General features: G+C 40.5%; 15 protein-coding genes. 11 read left to right on the top strand and 4 right to left on the bottom strand.

All coding sequences use genetic code 11. From position 1 onward, the window contains the following. Positions 1 to 65 precede the first annotated feature (65 nt). On the bottom strand, positions 66 to 1391 hold the full coding sequence (locus D9603_RS08900) for an HD domain-containing phosphohydrolase (RefSeq protein WP_128731033.1): 1326 nt from the start codon (positions 1389 to 1391) through the stop codon (positions 66 to 68). 407 nt (positions 1392 to 1798) lie between these two features. Between D9603_RS08900 and D9603_RS08895 the strand changes: the two genes are divergently transcribed. From D9603_RS08895 to D9603_RS08870, 6 genes are all read left to right on the top strand, one after another. Further along, a complete protein-coding gene (locus D9603_RS08895) occupies positions 1799 to 4915 on the top strand; it encodes a glycosyl hydrolase family 18 protein (protein ID WP_128731032.1) in 3117 nt (1038 codons plus the stop codon). Positions 4916 to 4964: 49 nt separating this feature from the next. Next, on the top strand, positions 4965 to 6392 hold the full coding sequence (locus tag D9603_RS08890) for a lytic polysaccharide monooxygenase (RefSeq protein ID WP_128731031.1): 1428 nt from the start codon (positions 4965 to 4967) through the stop codon (positions 6390 to 6392). Between the two features lie 46 nt (positions 6393 to 6438). After that, positions 6439 to 8901, top strand: coding sequence for a glycosyl hydrolase family 18 protein (locus tag D9603_RS08885; protein ID WP_128731030.1), 2463 nt, complete (start codon positions 6439 to 6441; stop codon positions 8899 to 8901). Positions 8902 to 9098: 197 nt separating this feature from the next. After that, positions 9099 to 9824, top strand: a complete 726-nt coding sequence (locus D9603_RS08880; RefSeq protein WP_128731029.1) for a transporter substrate-binding domain-containing protein — start codon at positions 9099 to 9101, stop codon at positions 9822 to 9824. After that, the gene (locus D9603_RS08875) at positions 9821 to 11752 is read left to right on the top strand and encodes a RecQ family ATP-dependent DNA helicase (RefSeq protein WP_128731028.1); all 1932 of its coding nucleotides are present in this window, start codon (positions 9821 to 9823) and stop codon (positions 11750 to 11752) included. The genes D9603_RS08880 and D9603_RS08875 overlap by 4 nt, the downstream gene beginning before the upstream one ends. Further along, the gene (locus D9603_RS08870) at positions 11753 to 12916 is read left to right on the top strand and encodes an anhydro-N-acetylmuramic acid kinase (RefSeq protein WP_128731027.1); all 1164 of its coding nucleotides are present in this window, start codon (positions 11753 to 11755) and stop codon (positions 12914 to 12916) included. A gap of 109 nt (positions 12917 to 13025) precedes the next feature. Here D9603_RS08870 and D9603_RS08865 read toward each other — a convergent pair whose 3' ends face one another. Together D9603_RS08865 and D9603_RS08860 are read right to left on the bottom strand one after the other, a co-directional pair. Then, on the bottom strand, positions 13026 to 13508 hold the full coding sequence (locus tag D9603_RS08865; protein WP_128731026.1) for a hypothetical protein: 483 nt from the start codon (positions 13506 to 13508) through the stop codon (positions 13026 to 13028). A 225-nt stretch (positions 13509 to 13733) separates the two neighbouring features. Next, complete coding sequence (locus D9603_RS08860; RefSeq protein ID WP_125251298.1) at positions 13734 to 14873, bottom strand: Na/Pi symporter; 1140 nt, start codon at positions 14871 to 14873, stop codon at positions 13734 to 13736. Between the two features lie 289 nt (positions 14874 to 15162). Between D9603_RS08860 and D9603_RS08855 the strand changes: the two genes are divergently transcribed. Then, positions 15163 to 17112 (top strand): sensor histidine kinase, encoded by a 1950-nt coding sequence (locus D9603_RS08855; RefSeq protein ID WP_128731025.1) that lies wholly within the window; start codon positions 15163 to 15165, stop codon positions 17110 to 17112. 53 nt (positions 17113 to 17165) lie between these two features. Here D9603_RS08855 and D9603_RS08850 read toward each other — a convergent pair whose 3' ends face one another. Then, a complete protein-coding gene (locus tag D9603_RS08850) occupies positions 17166 to 17348 on the bottom strand; it encodes a hypothetical protein (RefSeq protein WP_125251300.1) in 183 nt (60 codons plus the stop codon). Positions 17349 to 17589: 241 nt separating this feature from the next. On the opposite strand from D9603_RS08850, the gene D9603_RS08845 reads away from it, so the two are divergent. The 4 genes from D9603_RS08845 to D9603_RS08830 all read left to right on the top strand — a co-directional run bounded on the left by D9603_RS08845 (position 17590) and on the right by D9603_RS08830 (position 20765). Beyond that, the gene (locus tag D9603_RS08845; protein ID WP_125251301.1) at positions 17590 to 18087 is read left to right on the top strand and encodes a YcgN family cysteine cluster protein; all 498 of its coding nucleotides are present in this window, start codon (positions 17590 to 17592) and stop codon (positions 18085 to 18087) included. A 427-nt stretch (positions 18088 to 18514) separates the two neighbouring features. Beyond that, entirely contained in the window at positions 18515 to 19144 is a 630-nt protein-coding gene (locus D9603_RS08840) for a transposase (RefSeq protein WP_241651629.1), read from the top strand. Positions 19145 to 19455: 311 nt separating this feature from the next. Next, positions 19456 to 20187, top strand: coding sequence for an aspartate/glutamate racemase family protein (locus D9603_RS08835; RefSeq protein ID WP_128731024.1), 732 nt, complete (start codon positions 19456 to 19458; stop codon positions 20185 to 20187). Positions 20188 to 20300: 113 nt separating this feature from the next. After that, complete coding sequence (locus tag D9603_RS08830; RefSeq protein WP_128731023.1) at positions 20301 to 20765, top strand: nuclear transport factor 2 family protein; 465 nt, start codon at positions 20301 to 20303, stop codon at positions 20763 to 20765. Positions 20766 to 20815 lie beyond the last annotated feature (50 nt).

Raw genomic sequence — 20815 nt, 5'->3', positions numbered from 1 at the left:
AATTTTTAATGCTGTTAGCGTCAGATTTACTCCTTCAAATTGAGCAAGTATAAAGTCAATTGGTATTAGTTACTTTTTACCATTATCCTAAATGGGATAGGGCGCTGAGTTTGTAGTTGCTTAAGCTTATCAATAGATTTATCTGTAAATACATGGCCTTTGGGTAGTAGCAAGATCCCTTGATTGCTATGTAGAGCAAGACCTAAGGTCATCCCTGCTTGTAGCTTATCAGTTGTAATTATATCAACTGTTCCCACACTATCTTCAGCCAGATCGTTATTACTTACGGCTTTTTGCAAGGCATCAACAACTTCGGGAGCATAAAAATTTCCTCTATACGCTTTTATAAGCTCAAGAGAATTTTGCATTTTTTCCTCATCTGTACCGTTAGCTTGATAAAAATGATCATAATAGTCTCTCGCCACAGCCAATATTAAAGAGCCAAGAGGGATCTCCTTTCCCTTGAGTCCCTTGGGAATACCTTGTCCATTGTACCTTTCAAATTGGTGATAAATTGCTTCGGCAACATCAGATAAATGTTGTGCAGGCATTAACATAAGCTGTGCGATTGAGGGATGTGTATAATATGTCTTTTTTTGCGCTTCGCTCAGCGTTCTCGGTGGTTTTTTGTAGATTTCAGGATCCATCGCAAGTAAGCCTACCTCAGCAAGATAACCCGACATCATTGTTGTTTCAGCAAGCTCTTTACTTAAATTAAGGCCAGAAGCCATTATTTTACATAATCTAGCAATATTCTTCGCTTTTTTCCCATCAATAAAGGGGTTGGCATTAATAAAGTTATACAGCAACTCAACTGTAGCACGGTGCTCTTTAACTTCTTTTTTATTCGCTTGCTCGAGCTGATTCAATACTTTTCTAATTTGTGCGGTACGTTTTTGTACCAATTCCTCTAGGCTTTCGTTTAGCTCCACTAGCTCCTTATTTTTTGTACTAATTTCTTTAGTAAGCTTTATATTTTGGTTCTTTAAACGAAATTTCTCGGCACACTGTTTAACTGTATGAATTAGAATTTCATTGTCCCACGGTTTTTGAATATATGCGTGGATCCCACTTTCATTTATGGCTTTAATTGTTGATGCCATGTCAGCGTATCCAGTAAGTAAAATACGTTGAGTTTCGGGCTGAATTTGCTTTACTTGTTTTAAAAAAGCAGCTCCGTCCATATCTGGCATTCTCATATCGCTAACAATGACATCATAAGTATTTTTTTTAATCGTCAACAACGCTTGCTCTGGTTCAGTAAACATTTCCGCTTCGATCCCATTTTGTCGAAACAGCCTGTTTAATGATCGCAGTACATTCTCTTCGTCATCGAGGCATAGAATACGAATGACTTTGTCTGAAGTAGTTGATTGTTCGCTAAAATCCAATGCAATACCTCCAAATTACCTTACTTTTAAACTTAGTAGAAAAACCAAGTAACAACAAGCATGATGAAAAATTCGAATTAATTCCTATATTCCTCTTAGAAATCATTTATACCATTAAGATATATCATTATAAAACATAGAGTTAAAGTAAAGATTTTGCATTCTCGCTCAATCAACTATCTATAAATCTCAAACAATCATGACATCGATTATTTCATTATCTGAGAAAGAACTAAGCATTATTTTCAATAGCTTAGTATTACATTTTTAAGTCTAAAACACATAAAATTACGTTTACGTAAACGTAAAACGGAGTGGTAAATTTCTTGTTGCCATATCCTTTTTATGTGTTAGGTTTATGTTGTTATTGTTAACCGAATACAATAAATGGTTGGAGAACCACACCTATGAAACAACATGTAAAGACCTTTAATTTATCCTATATGGCTTCGCTAATTGGTGCTGCTTTTTGCGCTAATTCATATGCTTACAATTGTGACTCACTAGCACAATGGTCACAAGGCACAGCATATAGCGGCGGTGAACAAGTACAAAAAGCACAACATGCCTATGAAGCAAAGTGGTGGACTCAAGCAGATCCCTCTACTAACTCTGGACCTTGGGATGACTGGAAAAAGTTGGGACGGTGTGACAGCGTTGTCAACAACGAACCACCTCAAGTTCAATCATTACAGCCAATTGACGGAGCTTCTTTTTCAGAAAATGACAGCGTTGCCATTTCAGTTGATGCAACAGACGCTGATGGTTCGGTTAGTCAAGTCGAGTTTTTTGTTGACGGTACCTCTGTAGGTATTGATACAACAGCAGTAGGTAACAACTACTCTATTGATTGGTTGGCAACTGCAGGTAACCATACCATTTCTGTTGTTGCTACAGATAATGAACAAGCACGCTCTTCATCATTAATCAGCAATATCATCGTAAACTCAACGAGTAACCAACTACCGACCGCAAATTTAAGTCTTGAAGGTGGGATAACTGATGTCACTGTAAATCAACCAGTCATCATTACTTTGGATGGCTCAGATCCTGATGGTACAGTACAAAAATTAACGTTGCTTGTAGACGGTCAAGTCGTCTCTGAGAGTACTTCAGCACCGGCACAATACACTTGGCTACCGGTGCAACTCGGCACCGCGCAACTTAAACTAGTCGTAGAAGATAACAGCGGTGCAACAGCACAAAGTACATTAACTGTGAATGTTGTTGAAGTTCCTCCAGTTAGTAATAACTGTGTTCCAGCAGGGCTGTACGAAACTCCAAATGCTTCGCCAAATTACTGCAAAATCTATGATGAAAATGGCAGAGAAAAAATGGGTGCCGATCATCCAAGACGAGTTATTGGTTACTTTACAAGCTGGAGAACAGGTAAAAACGGTCAACCAAGTTATTTGGTTAATGACATACCGTGGGACAAGATCACGCATATTAATTACGCATTTGCACATGTAGATGCTAACAACAAGGTTTCAATAGGCAACCCAAATGCCGCTGAAAACCCAGCAACGAATATGACCTGGCCGGGAGTTACAGGGGCAGAAATGGATCCAACTTTGCCCTATACAGGTCATTTTAACTTACTTAACAAATTTAAAAAGCAGCATCCAGACGTAAAAACGTTGATTTCAGTTGGTGGTTGGGCTGAAACTGGAGGCTACTTTGACGAAACAGGCAAAAGAGTCGCGAGTGGTGGTTTCTACACCATGACAACCAATGCTGATGGTAGTGTGAACCACGCAGGAATTGATGCTTTTGTTGCAAGCTCTATCGATTTTATACGTAAATATGGCTTCGATGGTGTCGATATTGACTATGAGTACCCCTCTTCGATGAACGATTCGGGTCACCCAGATGACTTTGCCATATCAAACCCCCGACGCGCAGCATTGAATCGCTCTTACCAAGTATTGATGAAGAAATTACGTGAGGCACTAGACCAAGCAGGTCAGCAAGATAATACCCACTACTTGCTCACTATCGCGTCTCCTTCCTCTGGTTATTTGTTGCGTGGTATGGAGACCTTCCAAGTCACCAAATACTTAGATTATGTGAATATCATGTCTTATGATCTACACGGTGCATGGAACCAACATGTTGGCCACAATGCTTCATTATTTGATACTGGTGAAGACTCTGAATTAAAACAATGGAATGTTTATGGCACGAAAGAGTTTGAAGGTATTGGCTACCTGAATACTGATTGGGCTGTTAAATATTTCAGAGGATCAGTTTCTGCTGGGCGAATTAATATAGGTATTCCTTATTACACTCGCGGGTTTAGAGATGTGACTGGCGGTACCAATGGCTTATGGGGTCAAGCTGCATTACCAAACCAAGCGGATTGCCCTCCTGGAACTGGTAGTGGCGACAAGAATAAATGTGGTAATGGTGCAGTTGGTATAGACAACTTATGGCATGACAAAAATGATGTTGGTTTAGAGGTACCAGCGGGTTCGAACCCATTATGGCATGTTAAAAACTTACAAAATGGAGTACTGGGTAGCTACCTTTCAGATTACGGTTTAGACCCTATCAATAACCCAGCGCACCAAATTACCGGCAGTTATACACGCCACTATGATGCGGTTGCAGTTGCACCTTGGCTTTGGAACTCAACTAAAAACGTATTCTTGTCCATCGAAGATGAAGAATCCATGACTGCAAAAGTTGATTATGTCATCAACCAAGAACTGGGCGGGATCATGTTTTGGGAGCTTGCCGGTGACTTTGACTATGACACCAGCAAAAATGAATATTTTATGGGTTCATCGCTTACCAGCTTGGCGTACAACAAGTTTAACCAAAGTGGTACACCTTATTCGGTCAAACAGGGTAACAAAACGTTTGTTAAACCAGCTTCTGCTGTCAACGTGTCTTTTGAAGCAAAAGACTTCCCAGCAGGTGATGCAAACTACCCAATTGCTCCAACCTTCGCATTTACCAATAACTCAGGGATTGACTTAACCGGTGCAAAGATTTCCTTCGATGTACCTGTTGCAACATCAGCTATCTTCAAATCGAACTGGAATGCCCAAGAAAAACTCAAGATGGCGGTGGATGTAAATGGCTCTAACGCTGCTGGCAACAACATAGGTGGTTTTGAAAATGAATTCCATCGTTTTTCTATCACGTTAGTCAACGAATGGGGTAGCACACCTAAGTCATTTGGCCCTGGAGAAACGGTGAACGCGCAGGTTATGTACTATATGCCGATTTCAGGTCCTGTTAATTTTGTCATTGAGAAGGATGGTAAACGATACGCCTTTGCCAGTGAATACAAAGGTCTTCCAATAGCAAAGCCAGGAGATGGTTCAACGGATCCGGTGACTTCATGTAAAGGAACCCCTGTAGACCAAATTGTCACCTATCCTACTTTTCCTAAAGGCACCCATGCGGCTCAGGGCGACCTTATTAAAGATGGTAACGCAGTATACGAAGCCAAGTGGTGGAGTAATAAACAACCTTCAACGAGCAGTGACTATACCAAAGTTTGTAACTTATAAATAATGGATGGGGAGGACAGGCTCCCCACTTATTAGAAGGAAATTTAACATGAATAAATTCCAATCTAAGTTTGCATTTATAATTGTTGGCACCGTTTCAACGCTACTGTCCAACAACGCGGTATCTCATGGCTATATGGATTTTCCAAAGGCCAGACAAGCAATATGCCAGTCTCAAGGTGGTTACTGGTGGCCTGATGACGGCTCCAACATACCCAACCTAGCATGTAGGGCAGCTTTTCTAGAGTCAGGACACTTCCAGTTTGTACAAGAGCATGAGTTTTCAGCAAATACCGCCGATTATAACAACCTTGAAGCCGTTAAGACTGTAGTTCCAGATGGTACATTGTGTTCAGCCGGAGACACAAATAAAAAAGGAATGAGTGTTGTGTCGCCCCATTGGCAGAGAACTACGATTGAGCCAAATGCTCAAAATACAGTGGCCATTAGCTTTAGAGCAACCACACCACATAATCCCAGCTTCTGGCAGATTTTCTTAACTAAGCCCAGTTACGACGGAAATACAATGCCACTCAAATGGAGTGATTTAGAGCTCATCAATGAGTTCGACAATATCGACTTTGTTGTAGATCCAGAAGGCAAACGCTTTTACAAAATGGAAATTGATATTCCCGCAGGTCGTGAAGGAGAAGCAGTATTGTACACCCGCTGGCAACGTAATGATGCCGGTGGCGAAGGATTTTATAACTGCTCAGATATTACCATTAAGTCCACTGGCGCTCCTGCGGATTGGGTTAGCAGTGGTTACTATTTAAAACAAGGACAAAATGCTAACGTTGGCGACAGTATCTGGTTTAGAACATTTGACCAAGCGGGTAACGAGCTAGTAAGCCATCAACTTTCCATCAATTCAACGAATGTCTCGCGCTGGCAAACTGAGCTTGCCTCATACTTAAATAGTAACTTTACTAACCAACTAAAAATTGGTGTTATGCAGCAAGATGGCGCGATTGTTTTTGACGAAACAACATTGTTGGCCAATCAAGTATTTTTACCAAACGCACAATTTACAAGTAACCTGAGTATTGTAAAGGGGGATACCAATACACCTCCAACGATTAACCCGATAGCAAATATCGTGATTAACGAAAACACGCAGGCAACCGTTCACGCTCATGTTTTCGACGATCAAAACGATCCGTTGAGTTTTACTTGGTCAATTCCTTCACCTTTAACTTATACAGGAGATGGCGACACGATAGTTGTCACCGCCCCAGCCGTTAACACCGACCAGTCAATTGAAGGTTCACTTACAGTCTCGGATGGTAAAGCCAGTACCGCAGCGAGTTTTACTGTCACCATCAAGAATGTAAACGCAGGTGAATACCCACAATGGCAAGCAACTCAAACCTATGTTGCAGGGGACAAAGTAACTTATCAACAACAGAGCTATGAAGCGAAATGGTGGAATCGTAATGAGAAGCCAGGCAGCTCCGCCGTTTGGAAACCAATTTAATTAACCCACACTGGGTACAACATGTAACTACAAAAAGGTTGAAAATATGAAACTTAATAAAATAACTACATATATAGGACTGGCGTTATTAAGTGGGGGAGCACTAGCTGCACCATCTACGCCATCACTAGATTGGAAGCCGCAACAATACTCTTTTGTTGAAGTAAATGTTGATGGCAACGGCTCATACAAGCAGCTAGTTAAAGCCAAAGATGTGGTTAATATTAACATCAAATGGAATGCTTGGAGTGGCTCCGGTGGAGATAACTATAAAGTTTACTTTGACAATATGTTAGTCAATCAAGGAACTTTAACACCGGGAACCAAAAGTGGGGTTGTCGAATTTCCTTATACAAAATCAGGCAGACACCAACTTTATCTAGAGCTATGTGAAGGTACGGTATGTGCCAGAAGTGCAGGCAAAGAAATCGTTATCGCCGACACAGACGGTGCACATTTGGACCCACTACCAATGAATGTTGATCCGAACAACAGAAATAACGGAACAATTCCCGGACGTGTTACCGGTGCTTACTTTGTAGAGTGGGGGATCTACGGTCGCAACTACGATGTAACTCAAATCCCAGCCCACAATCTGTCACACATTTTATACGGTTTTATTCCAATTTGTGGACCGAATGAATCGTTGAAATCTATTGAAAACGGCAACAGTTGGCGTGCACTACAAACTGCCTGTGCGGATTCACAAGACTATGAAGTTGTTATCCATGATCCATGGGCAGCCGTACAGAAATCGATGCCAGGTGTAGACGCGAAAGATCCTATTCGTGGTGTATATTCTCAATTAATGGCGTTGAAGCAGCGTTACCCTGAATTAAAAATCTTACCTTCAATTGGAGGGTGGACACTTTCAGATCCATTCCATGGTTTTACAACTAAAGCAAACCGCGACACCTTTGTCGCTTCTGTTAAGCAGTTCTTGAAAACATGGAAGTTCTATGACGGCGTAGATATAGACTGGGAGTTCCCTGGTGGCGACGGCCCAAATCCAGATCTTGGCGATCCAGTTAACGATGGTCCGGCTTATGTAGCACTTATGCAAGAGCTACGAACAATGTTAGACCAGTTGGAAGCAGAAACAGGCAGAAAATATGAACTCACATCCGCTATCGGAGCGGGTTACGATAAAATTGAGGACGTAGATTACCAAGCAGCGCAGCAGTATATGGACTACATTTTTGCCATGACCTACGATTTCCATGGGGCGTGGAATAATGATACTGGGCACCAAACTGGGATTTATTGCGGTTCACATCTAAGCACTGATGAATGTAATGGTACAGGTGTTGATGGCAATGGTAATCCTAGGAAAGGTCCTGCATACACTGGTGACCATGCAATACAATTGTTGCTGCAACAAGGAGTACAACCGTCAAAACTGGTTATGGGCGTAGCGATGTATGGCCGTGGCTGGGAAGGTGTAAGTGATGCTAACACGACTATTTCAGGAAATCCGATGACAGCACCTGGTAATGGTCCATTAAAAGGTTCAACCAGTGAGGGGGTGTGGGAACCTGGGATAATGGATTATAAAGCGATAGCGGCTAACGCTGTAGGTCAAAGTGGTAATGGTGTTAATGGCTTCGAAGTAGGCTACGACGAACAGGCTCAAGCCGCTTACGTCTGGAACAGAAGCAATGGTAAACTGATCACTTATGATAGCCCAAGAAGTGTCATCGCCAAGGGTCAATATGCAAATACTCACCAACTTGCTGGTTTGTTCGGCTGGGAAATTGACGCTGACAATGGCGACATATTAAATGCGATGTACGATGGTCTTACCGCTGGTGATATTCCAAACCGTGCGCCCACTATTGGCCTTTCAGGTCCAATTAACGTAACAGCGGGGCTATCGGTGAATGTAAGTGCGCTAGCAGCTGATGCTGACAATGATCCGTTAACATACTCATGGACTGCTCCCGCAGCATTAGTCTTGTCTGCAACCAACACGGCGTCAGTCTCTATCACTGCTCCATCAGTAACTCAGCAAACTAGCTATGATTTGTCATTAACAGTAAACGATGGCACTGTTAGCACCAGTAAGACGGTCACTGTAGTTGTCAATCCTGAGGGGGCAAATGAGGCTCCAGCAGTTACGCCGATCGCAAATGTGACGATCAATGAAGGTGATTCGACTACAATTACAGTCAACGCTACTGATCCAGAGGGCGCTGCATTGAGCTATGATTGGTCAGTACCAGCCGAGCTAAGCGTTGTTAGCAATAATAATACGGCAACCCTTACCGCTTCTAGTGTTTCTGCTGATACTACGGTGACGGTAACTGTTACAGTCTCTGACGGTGTCAACAATGTTATTTCAAGCTTTGATGTAACAGTGAAAGACACGGCAGCACAATATCCTGCATGGGATAGTTCAGCCGTATATGTTGGCGGAGATCGCGTTAGCCATAACGGCGCTCAGTTTGAAGCCAAATGGTGGACTCGTGGAGAAGAGCCTGGAACCGCTGGCGTTTGGAAACGTCTGTAAACTGATTAACTTAAACCCTAAATGAGCTTGTTTGCACAAGCTCATTTTATTGTTCACTTACACATTACTCTGCCCAATATTACCGATTTATCACTTTATTTTTTTCGTGAGTCTTTCATAATAACGATATGAGCTTCACAAACGAGTAACGCCTCCTGCTAGTAATTTTTCGTTCCACCGTATTTATATGTTGCCTGATGATGTTCACGACTCACTCGCAGGCTTGCGCCAACCGGCCTGTGTATAAAGTTGGAATAGGCTCACAGTGGCCACCTTTTGTCATGTATAATCCAACACCATACGGTATTGATATTGAAGTAACAAAGTCAGTTTTTGCTAACGCAAACCTCTGTATCGAATTTATTCAACTTCCTTCATCAGCAAGAGGGATCACCGAGCTAGAAAAAGGACTAATAGATATTCTTCCTTCAGCTAGCTTTAGCGTTGAGCGAGCAAAAGTTGCTTATTTTTCGGCACCTTATAGAAGAGAGAGAATGAGGCTATTCTCAAATAGAGAAATCGGCCCAAACAGTAGTCTAATAGAGCTTTTTTCGTCCGGGCATACGTTTACATCAAATCCTGGGGCTTATTATGGCGAAGAGCTAAAACAAATAAAAAAAATAGAATGGTATGACAAAAGGTTATTTGAAATTTCAAGCCTAGAGCGCAGAGTAGAAATGGTTGCAAAGGGTCGTGTTGATTTTCTGATAGAAGATGAAGATGCTGGATATTATTATATTAACCAGCTTGGCTATCACAGCCTCGTATTACATCCCTATGTTGTCAATGACAATGCGATACATTTTATGCTAGGTCGACATGCCTTTAACCGCTCTGAAATTGATAGGATCAACACAGCTATTAAAAGCCTAAGCGAGACGATAAGCGACATCTCAAAAAAATACAGAAAAGACTCGGAATGAATCAAAAACAGATTTTCACAACGCTGCAGCAGACATTTGGCCATTCGACATTACGCCATGGCCAAGCAGAAGTTATAGACCTTATACTAAAAGAACAAAGCACCATTGCTATTTTTGCAACTGGAGCAGGAAAATCATTGTGTTACCAGCTCCCCGCAGTCTTAAAATCGGGTGTGTGTGTTGTCGTATCACCACTACTTGCGTTAATGCATGAGCAGCGAGATTATCTATTAAAGATAGGAGTGAAATCCGCCTGCTTGGATAGTACTCAAACTCGTGCCGAAGCAACCCAGATTGAAAATGAGATCATCAGTAACACTCTGAAAGTACTCTTTATTTCAGTAGAAAGATTAAACAGTCAAAAAGCCCGTTTATTACTAAGCCGAGCTCACATTTCTTTTTTAGTCATCGATGAGGCACACTGTATCTCCGAATGGGGACACAACTTTCGCCCTGATTACCTTAAAATTGCCAAATATCGTGAAGAGCTTGGGATCAAGCAAGTGTTATTACTTACCGCCACTGCAACCAACAAAGTCGCCAATGATATGGCATGTAAGTTTAATATTCAGCAGCAGTCGATTGTTCGCACCGGCTTCTATAGAAAGAACTTACATCTGAGTGCGGTGTATATAAGAGAAAAGCAAAAAGATGAATACTTACTTGCGTTTCTTAAAAGGGCAAAAGGAGCCGGGATCGTATATGTAACGCAACAAAAACAAGCAGAAGAAGTTGCTAAAATGATTGTTGCATGTGGATTTAAAGCAGCTGCATTTCATGCTTCGCTTAAAGCTGAAGATAAAGCACAGATCCAAGCGAACTTTCTGACTGAGCCAGATTTAATCGTTGTCGCCACAATTGCTTTTGGTATGGGAGTCGATAAACCGGATGTTAGATGGGTACTACATTATGATATGCCAAAGTCCATCGAGGGTTATAGCCAGGAAGTCGGCAGAGCGGGTAGGGACTCAAAGCAGGCGTACTGTGTTGCGCTAATAAATAACGAGAAAATATCGACACTTGAGAACTTTGTCCATGCAAGCGCGTTGGAGTATGCGTCTCTCAAACACCTCTTTACTGAATTATTTTCAGCGCCAGATCAAGACTATCATTTAAATGAGTATGACCTTGCAAACAAAACGAATATAAACCAATTGGTCTTAAAAACCTTGTTAGTACAGTTAGAGCTACAAGGCTTATTACAAATTAACTATAGCTACTTCGCAGAGCTACACATTGCGTTTACCCAAACGAAAGAGAAGTTACTTGCTCACTTTTCTGAACAGCGGCAAGTGTTCTTGGATAAGCTATTGAGCTGCTTTGAATTTAAGAAAAAGTGGGGAGTATTATCGTTAGCTGCATTGGAAAATAATGGGATCTCCTTGTCAAAAGCGCAAGATGCTATTGACTATTTATCGAACCGACAGCTGATCGAGGTGAAAACATCAAAGTATACTTCTGTCTACTCTAAAACGAGTGAATCAATCGACATCGATAAATTAACGGATGAGTTTTATCAACAAGCACAAATTAAAGCACAAGGTGAACAAGCCAGACTTAAACATTTACTCCAATTTTTTCAACCAACTACCTGCTATCATTACGCTTTGGCAAGCTATTTTGGAGATAGCATGGCTCCGAAACATTGCGGGCATTGTAGCGCATGCGAAGGAAAAGCCATGTTAATGCAGGTGGAGGAAGAACCTGCAATAGATATTGAGTTGATCCGAGAAGCGTTGAGAAATGCGTCGCAATTTGCCACACAGAACAGTGTCGACTTTTCAACTCATTTAAAAACACTATTTTTACTTGGCTTAAGTTGCCCGTATTTTACGAGGTTTAAGTTTAGACAATTAACTGGGTTCGGGATCTTGAAAGGCGTAAAATACGATAAAGTGGCAGCCATCATTACAGAACGAAAGCTATAAATGAAAAGCGATATTATAAAATTAGCCAACATTGCAAATAAACCCACTAAGAGAATTTTAGGCCTGATGAGTGGTACTTCTCTTGACGGACTTGACATCGCATTATGTAAAATTACGCATCATGGAAAACGGACGAAGCTTGAAGTAGAAAAATTCAAAACCGTTGCCTATAGCCAATCACAAAAGGCGTTATTGAGCCAACACGCATCAGTCCCAAAAGTCGATCTGCGTTCTCTTTGCCAGTTACATACTTGGCTTGGAAGGTTATATGCAGATATGATTAGTGAGACACTACAGTTATGGCAAGAGGAGCATCAATCCATAGATCTGATCGCAAGTCACGGACAAACTATATATCATTGTCCGGGTCAACCGTTTTATACCGCTTCAAATTTACATAGCACCTTGCAGATTGTAGATGCCGATGTCATTGCCACAAAAACAGGTATAATTACTATTTCTGATTTCCGACAAAAACATATCGCCAATGAACTAGAAGGAGCGCCTCTGGTACAGTATGGCGATCATTTACTCTACTCAGATAAAAAAGTCGACCGCATTTTATTAAATATCGGCGGTATATCTAATCTAACTTATTTACCAAAAGCTAAGGCGATAAACGATACCATTAGTAGCGATGTAGGCCCAGGAAACACGTTAATTGATCAATATTGTCAACACACTCTTGGTATTGCCTATGATGAAAATGGCAAGGTAGCATCACGTGGAAATGTTAACGATAAACTGCTAATCAAATTAAGCCAACATGCTTTTTTTGATTTGCCACTGCCAAAGTCTACGGGACAAGAGCTATTTAACCGCGCGTATATACAAAGTGCGCTGAGTGAATGTGATCTTTGCCATGAGGATATCATAGCGACTCTTACTGAATTTACCGCTCGTACTATTGCAGAGGCAATAAATCAGCTCACAACGGAACACACTGAACTTTATGTCAGTGGAGGCGGGGTGCATAATGCGTTTTTGATGCAGCGCCTTGGTGGACTTCTCAAAGGCACCATAGTGATTAAAGACTTTGCCAACTTGAACATTGACCCTGATGCCAAAGAGGCAGCTTTATTTGCATTGCTTGCAAATGAAACGTTATCAGGAGAGAAGGAAGCGTTACCCTTTTCAATGGGGAAAATATCTTTACCCAATTAAGCTAATATATTTACGGCTTAACCATAGTACTAACTCGCTTAATGTGTTGGCAGCGCGTTTTACAAATGTGCTCCATAAGTTTATAGCTTGTGCTTTGGTTATTTTGCGATTAAAAAACAGACAACACTGCACTCATCGCAGCATTAAACAGCCGTTTAGCGCCATTGACTTCATCGCCGTTTACATCAATTTCAGGATGGCTTGGCGCAATCAAGGCTTCGGCTAGCGTGATCGTAAACTCAGCAGTATTCTTCAAATAATCATGCAATCCAACCAAGTTAATTTGCATAGCATACCTATCGGCTTCTAGTGGCTGTTGGATTTTAACTTCTACTATTTTGGTTAGATAAGTGTCAGCGTCAACAGTTAATACTGATTCAGACTTAGCAACACGTTCACCAAGTTTGGTTAAAATCACTTCGACCTTATCACCAATGCGCGCATCCTTGGGGAGCTCGATTGTCAACGATAGTCCATTATCATCTGGTCGCAAAACTGGCTTCTCATAGGGCTGAACCGATCGATATTTTCCTCTTATCGAACTTTCAATTTGTGCCGCGTTAAAGCTAAAAATACCAAGGTTGCTACTCATTTATTTGCTTCTTCATTAATAAAGACAGGAGTAATTTTCTCAAAATATGATGACAGAATTATGACTTTATACCGTTTTCGTCAATGACACGATTAGCTTTGAGCTGTTTAAAGGTTTTGCCCAATCGATATCACGGTAATAAAAATAATTGAAACATGTGATGATGTGTTAAAAAACATAAAGCTCGATAATTCGAGCCTTATGTCACAGGGTGGCAGGTTGCTATTAACGCACTGCCAACATAATAAGTCCCGGAAAAACAAAGAATGAACCTAGCACATAAGCAAGTGCTGCCGGTTTGTTACGAGATCCAACATCAGCGATCTTTTCGGCTAGTTGCAGTGGTATCTCGCGTAATAACGGCATGCCGTAAATAAGCGTTACCGCAAAAACGTTAAACATTACGTGTACAAGTGCGATGGTAAGGGCAACTTCTGCCGCAGCACCTGTTATAGAGGTCGCTGCCAACAGTGCGGTAATAGTAGTGCCAATATTTGCGCCTAATGTGAATGGGTAGATTTGACGGGTCGTAAACACACCACTTCCAGCAAGTGGGATCATAAGGCTAGTTGTTGTTGAAGAAGACTGAACCATAACGGTCACAACTGCACCAGAGCCAATTCCCACCAAAGGCCCACGACCGATAGCGCTATGTAACAATTCTTTAGCTTTACCTACTAGCGCTTTTTTCAGTAGTTTGCCTAAGTAAGTAACGGCGAACAAAATCATCATTATACCGATCACCACCATAGAAACCCCAGCGGCAGTAGAATCTAAAAAGCTTACGGCATCTTTGACCACATTAACCGCTGGCTTAACTAGTGGTTTGATAAAGTTATAGCTCTTTAAAGATAAATCAGCATCGCCTACAAAAACATGTGCAAGACTAGACGCAAACTTTTCTAAGATACCAAACATAATTTCTAACGGCAGGAAAATCACAACGGCCAATAAATTGAAAAAATCATGAACCGTAGAAGCTGCAAAAGCACGTTTAAACTCTTCTTTGCTGCGAATGTGACCTATTGAGACTAACGTATTGGTGATAGTGGTACCAATATTCGCGCCCATTACCATTGGAATGGCGATACTAATAGGTAATCCACCTGCTACTAATCCAACAATGACAGAGGTCACTGTTGATGAGGATTGAACCAAAGCAGTTGCTAATGCACCAAGTAATAAAGCCACTACAGGATTAGTTGCAAATGCAAATATTTCCTTAGCACCTTCGCTACCACCAGAGGCAAGTTTAAAACCGCCACTTACAGTACCTACTGCAACTAAGACTAAGTAAACAAGTAGAATGATAGACAGCCAGTTAAAAAGTTTTGCTGAAGCTGAAGTCTGAGATTGATTAACCATAGTTTCGCTCTTAGAGTAATACGTGTTCTTTCGTTACACTTTTATTTCAGTGGCGCATTAGAACATCCAATTGTTACAGTTATATTTCAGTTTTATGTAACTCAGATTATATGACTATTTTGCGACCATGTTTCACAAATCTCAGTAAATAGGAGTCTGTAATTGTTTGTTTTTAATACGTATATTTGATGCTTTTTATTTACAATCTTTTACTTACACACGTTTTATCCATATTTGCTTCATTATTTCAACGTAGCATTGTCAAACAAACATTGTGTATTACTTTATTATGTCCAAACTGCTTACATTAATTTTATTGCTCGTTTCGACACTGGCTAGCGCTAGTATCTCGGCTCCTAATGAGCAAAACGGGCGTGATACACAAGTTGAGGTCCAATTTAGCGAGATGACCCCCGCACAGTTAAGTCAACAGCTAAATGTAAGCCAACAGGAAGCGTCGATAATCATCAGCCAGCTTTCTAAATATCAACCGTCATTAACAGAGCAGCCATACCAATGGGCTATAATTGATGCAAGCGCACTCGAAACTGGTTACAAACACTATCTTTCTTTCGGATTTGCAAGACTGCCCTGGTTAAGTATTTCCTACGTCAATGAGACTCAGGTATCAGCTATCGCTCAATATACCCTTGACGCTGAGTTTTCAACCAGAGCAATATCGACTCCCCAGATATACCAGCCATTGACACAGCAAGAACCAGGTAGCGGACACTTCATCGTTCGCTACCAAACTTTTGCAAATGCCGCAGCAGGTCTTAAATTACTCGACGATAGAACATTACAAAGTAGCATGCTTAGTAGTACCGTAATCAATGCAACGCTTAGTGGTATTATTGCCGCTGTTTTTGTCATCGTATTAGTAAACTTTTACTTCAATGCAAATGCCGCAAATGCTTATTACTGCGTTTGGACGTTATTATTTCTTTTAATAGTACTGGATATGTCAGGGTTCACTTTTCAGTATTTCTGGCCATCTTATGGCATATTTGCATCACTATTTTCAGCAGGGTTGATGACACTAGTTCCAGTCTTCCACCTCTTGTTTATCCGTGAGTTTTTACAACTCGGTCGGTTCAACCCCACACTAAATCACTTTTATAAGGCATTTTTGCTGGGCTACTTGTTATTAATCCCAGTAGCAATCCTATCGAAGTCTGTATTTTATAATTTGATTCTGAGTCTAAGTATCATCCCGCTGTTTATCTTTACCGCTTTTTGGTCGTTTCAGCAACGTGCACCTGGGTCGATTACCTTTGCTTTAAGCCTTTTGAACCATGTTGTTTTTGTTAATATCATCGCCATAGGGGGCACGATGTTTTCAGGCTTTATCAATGTCTATCACATTTCCAGTGCGATTAAGTTAGGCTACTTGATAGAGGTTATCCTATTTACTTTTGCTCTAGCCCAACAAAATAAGTCGGCACAAAACAACTTACTCTCGACATTACAAACGCAAGTAAATGCGTTGGCAAACACGGTAAAAACTGAAAAGCAATCTAATCAACGAAATAAACAAGAACTACAAGAAAAGGAACAACAACTATTTACGGATCTGTCTCATGAACTACGCACCCCTTTGACCGTAATGAAAGTACAAGTTGAATCTTTACAATACAATATTGTCGAGAATGTACAGGAAAGTTACAGTAAGTTGATGGATAAAATCGATGAGCTGAATCAGTTCATCAATCAACTTATGCTTGTTACAGATAACGAGAAACTTGCAACTATGCTAAACCTTAGGGACTTTACTATCTGTAAGCTAGTGCATAACGTCCATACTGAAGCTGCAAGTTTATTTGCAAGTAACACGGGGCAACTGGAGGTGAACTATCAGATTTCAGGAGCAGAGAAAGTAACAATAGATCTAGATGCTATCACAAATTGTATACTCGAAATTTTAGGTAATGCAAAAAAACATGGCGGTGAAAATGTAGCCGTCAAAATGAGCTTTTTTTGTTTGGATAATAACTTAATCATCCGCATTGAAGACTCAGGCACACCACTTTCATATGAAGCACACCAGAAACTGTTTGATCCCTTATATAAATCTCAGTCTTCGCGAACAAATTCGGGGAAATCAAAAGGCATGGGTCTTGCGATGTGTAAAAAGGTGTTAGAGGCCCATAGCGGGGAAATAGAGTCTTTCAATAGCTTGTTGGGCGGCCTCAACATCGAGATCAGAATACCGTTAAAATCAGAGCCAGCGTTTGCATAGTACGCTTAATAGCACAAAGCCTCTTCAGACAAAAGCAATCCTAAAAAACTCAGCTAAACTTGTTTCTTCTGTGACTTGTGATTTTTACTTGGAGACAAACGCAGCCAAAAAAAGATTTCAAGTAATAGTCCAATCACAACAAAAATAAACAGACCCGACTTATTTCCATAACTGTATGATGCTATAGCACCTACAACTACACCAAACAGAATTAACGTCCGAACTAATAAGTGCATCGTGTTTCCTTAACTTATGCCGTACAACTTATGGTCGCTATATATCACCACAATATTGATAAAGAGTAAATAAAGCATTGTCTACAACTGACGTTGCTTTAATCATTTTTGAATTAATATCGACCTTCCTATAAAATGTGCTGTTTGCTTGCCTCTTGCAAGAGCCGCTTAATTAATAGGGGTTAAGGGCAAGTTAGCATTACAATACGATTGTACATAATGATTTAAAGGGGCTTTCACTATGGGCTTTTGGCAAGAAAAAACACTTGAAGAAATGACAACTGAAGAGTGGGAATCAATCTGTGATGGTTGTGGTAAATGCTGCTTACATTCATTTATTGATAGTGATGAGGAAGATGATTCGGAATTTGAAAGCACCGACTTCTTGCGCGAAGGTGAAGAGTTACTTTACACCGATATTGTTTGTCAATATAACGACGCTACAACATGTGGGTGCAGTCGCTACAGTGAACGCCAAATCTTAGTGCCTTCATGTGTACAATTAACTAAAGAAAATCTAAAAGATATATTCTTTATGCCAACGAGTTGTAGCTACAGGCGACTGTACGAAGGCAGAGGTCTCGCTAGTTGGCATCCGCTCAAACATAAAGGTTCCAAACAAGCCATGATAGATGCGGGGATAAGCATATTTGGAAGAGCAATATCAGAATTAGAAGTAGATTTAGAGTCAGATTTTGAGTCCCATATTGTTGACTGGCCTACAAAAGACGTCAACTAAACACTAGACGACAATTGATACACGCTGCGTTTGCAACAGGTGAACGCACAAAAACATATTTTCACGTCCGTTATCGCTTAGCACCATTAAATGTAGTAGTGCTTACAGTGTCAAAAAACAAATGTAGACTTCGCCTCAAAGGCGACTTTGAACTTTCATATGGTAATCACGATATAGCTACCTTGCTGAGGTTAGTACATATTACACATACTTTTTACTTCATTTTCTCAGCTTGACTGTTAGTTCAGGTGGGTGTCACTGGTTTTTGTTCTTAAGAGATGCATTTTTATTCAAAACTAAATATTTCTCAACATTGTTATCCCACATGCTTGTCGTGATAATAAGTAAACCCAATAATCTATTTTAAGTAGGTGTCAACAGACCGCAAAGAGTATTGTTTGGTTAGCATGTAATCGACAAATTAGGAATGACTAGCGTCTTGCATACTTGGGGGAAAAATTTAAGTCAGCATATTCATTTACACTGTTTAATCCCAGCAAGTACGCTCGATAAGACTCAATGGAATGAGATAGAAAAAGGCTATTTATATCCCGTTAAAGCGTTATCAACGGTCTTTAGAGGAAAAATGCTAGCGGCGCTTAGTGAATGTAATACTTCACTCATGAAGGTAAACACGCCAACAAAGTGGTGCGTGTATAGCAAAGCCTGTGTAGCTTACAGTGAAAAGCTAGTAAGTTACCTAGCACGGTATACCCGAAAAGGCGTGATGTCTGAATCACGTTTAGTATCAGCGAATGCACAGTCGGTGAGCTTCAAATATCGAGATTATGCGGATGATAATCGTGATAAAGTGATGACACTGAGTAATGACGAATTCTTACGGCGTTATTTGCAGCATGTACTACCGAAAGGATTTATGCGTATTCGGCATTACGGTTTTTTAGCCAATGCATGTCGCAAGCGAAAGTTAGCGCTGATAAGGTCGCAGGCGTCATGCACATGCAGAGTAAAGAGGCCAAAGACAGGAGAAAACGTGACATTGATACCGAATTGGGCTTGTCAGCATTTTGATAGCTGCTCAAAATCAATTAGTTAACCTGCTTAATTGCTCAGGCTAGCGGCCTCTGTACGCTAAAAAAATATAATTGCTTATTAAGGTAAATTTAGGTGTAATGAATACATAATGAGCGCTGAGCAATGCAGGGAAAGCTTACATAACACTAGCTAAACTGAATACACTAGCTAGGAAAGTGAGAGCCTCCAAAAAGCAAATTCCCTTAGCATAATTAACACCAACTCTGAGACATCGAGCGGGTAGCAACTCAGTCCAACAAGCGATTATGCAACACAAACTGCGTGTCGCTTATTTTTAAAAGTGTTATATTGCAATCAAGTATCGGAGAAATAATGAAAACTATAGGAATGCTTGGTGGCATGAGTTGGGAATCAACAGCTAGCTACTACAAAGCGATAAATGAGGGAGTAAAATCAGAATTAGGCGGTTTGCACTCAGCGAAAATTTGCCTTTATAGTGTCAACTTTGATGAAATCGAAAAGCTACAGCATCAAGGAAATTGGCAAGAAACAGCGTCAATTTTATCTGCTTCAGCAAGAGCAGTAGAAGCGGGTGGTGCTGACTTCTTAATCATCTGTACTAATACAATGCACAAAGTCGCAAATGAAATAGAAGCGAATATTTCTATCCCAATTTTGCACATCGCAGATGCAACTGCTCAAAAATTAGTATCTGATGGCATAAAGACAGTGGGCTTGCTCGGTACTCGTTTTACTATGGAGCAAGACTTCTATAAACAGCGACTAATTGAAAAATTTGGTATCAATGTCATTGTGCCAGACAGCAGTGGGCGCGATGTGGTTCACAACATTATTTACACTGAATTATGTCGTGGTGTTATCGACTCAAGCTCAAGAGCGCAATACTTAGAAATCGTAGAAAACCTGCACAAACAGGGCGCAGAAGCGGTCATTCTGGGTTGTACTGAGATTGCTTTACTAATTCAGCAAGAGCATACGACAGTGCCACTATATGACACGACAGAAATTCATGCAGCGGCAGCCGTGCAATTATCAATTTCTGAGCATCAGCAATATAACAAACAATTTAAGAGTGATTCCTAACGCTTGGGGCTTTTGGCTCTAAACTTGAGTTCAATGTTTACGGTGGCATGGTTGAGTTACGTGGTAGCGTTACTCACACCTTAATTGGGCGTTAGGCATACAAGGAGAATTCGGTGATAAAATTAACTTTAGCATTCATATTCCTTATTTTTTCTTTCTCAATTTCTGCAAATGACAAGTTCACAGCAGAACAATTAATTGAAAAAGCAAAGGCATTTGTATCAGCCAAAAATTCACGTCAACAACCAAATACAACCACTAAAGAAATCGACCATTATATATCTTTATTGTCAGATAACTTTATCGATGAACATGTTAAATTTAAGTTTACTTATACTGATAAAACGAAACTCCGTTCAGACATGGTTGGTAAACTAAAAGATGAAGTTATAAACAGTAATATTGAAATAAAGGAAATCATGGTAGGTGCTAATGTTGTATTTATCAAAATGACTGAAATGGGTAAAGTTAAGCCTGCACATTTAGATAAAACCATTGAATATAGTAAAACTAATATTGTTTCATTAGAATTTAACGAAGCAGGTTTAATAAAGCATATCCGTCGACACCACGGTTAATGTATGCCTAACAAACGCTTTAACCAACAGGACACAAAACAGCAGGCTTG

The organism is Pseudoalteromonas sp. PS5 (assembly GCF_004103255.1).
Lineage (GTDB): Bacteria > Pseudomonadota > Gammaproteobacteria > Enterobacterales > Alteromonadaceae > Pseudoalteromonas > Pseudoalteromonas peptidolytica.
This window is presented reverse-complemented; position numbering and strand designations above follow the sequence as displayed.

What these genes read in the sequence shown, in the direction of transcription:
- D9603_RS08895 (WP_128731032.1), top strand. Translation starts at nt 1,799, where the DNA reads ATGAAACAACATGTAAAGACCTTTAATTTATCCTATATGGCTTCGCTA.
- D9603_RS08890 (WP_128731031.1), top strand. Translation starts at nt 4,965, where the DNA reads ATGAATAAATTCCAATCTAAGTTTGCATTTATAATTGTTGGCACCGTT.
- D9603_RS08885 (WP_128731030.1), top strand. Translation starts at nt 6,439, where the DNA reads ATGAAACTTAATAAAATAACTACATATATAGGACTGGCGTTATTAAGT.
- D9603_RS08880 (WP_128731029.1), top strand. Translation starts at nt 9,099, where the DNA reads ATGATGTTCACGACTCACTCGCAGGCTTGCGCCAACCGGCCTGTGTAT.
- D9603_RS08875 (WP_128731028.1), top strand. Translation starts at nt 9,821, where the DNA reads ATGAATCAAAAACAGATTTTCACAACGCTGCAGCAGACATTTGGCCAT.
- D9603_RS08870 (WP_128731027.1), top strand. Translation starts at nt 11,753, where the DNA reads ATGAAAAGCGATATTATAAAATTAGCCAACATTGCAAATAAACCCACT.
- D9603_RS08865 (WP_128731026.1), bottom strand. Translation starts at nt 13,508, where the DNA reads ATGAGTAGCAACCTTGGTATTTTTAGCTTTAACGCGGCACAAATTGAA.
- D9603_RS08860 (WP_125251298.1), bottom strand. Translation starts at nt 14,873, where the DNA reads ATGGTTAATCAATCTCAGACTTCAGCTTCAGCAAAACTTTTTAACTGG.
- D9603_RS08855 (WP_128731025.1), top strand. Translation starts at nt 15,163, where the DNA reads ATGTCCAAACTGCTTACATTAATTTTATTGCTCGTTTCGACACTGGCT.
- D9603_RS08850 (WP_125251300.1), bottom strand. Translation starts at nt 17,348, where the DNA reads ATGCACTTATTAGTTCGGACGTTAATTCTGTTTGGTGTAGTTGTAGGT.
- D9603_RS08845 (WP_125251301.1), top strand. Translation starts at nt 17,590, where the DNA reads ATGGGCTTTTGGCAAGAAAAAACACTTGAAGAAATGACAACTGAAGAG.
- D9603_RS08840 (WP_241651629.1), top strand. Translation starts at nt 18,515, where the DNA reads ATGACTAGCGTCTTGCATACTTGGGGGAAAAATTTAAGTCAGCATATT.
- D9603_RS08835 (WP_128731024.1), top strand. Translation starts at nt 19,456, where the DNA reads ATGAAAACTATAGGAATGCTTGGTGGCATGAGTTGGGAATCAACAGCT.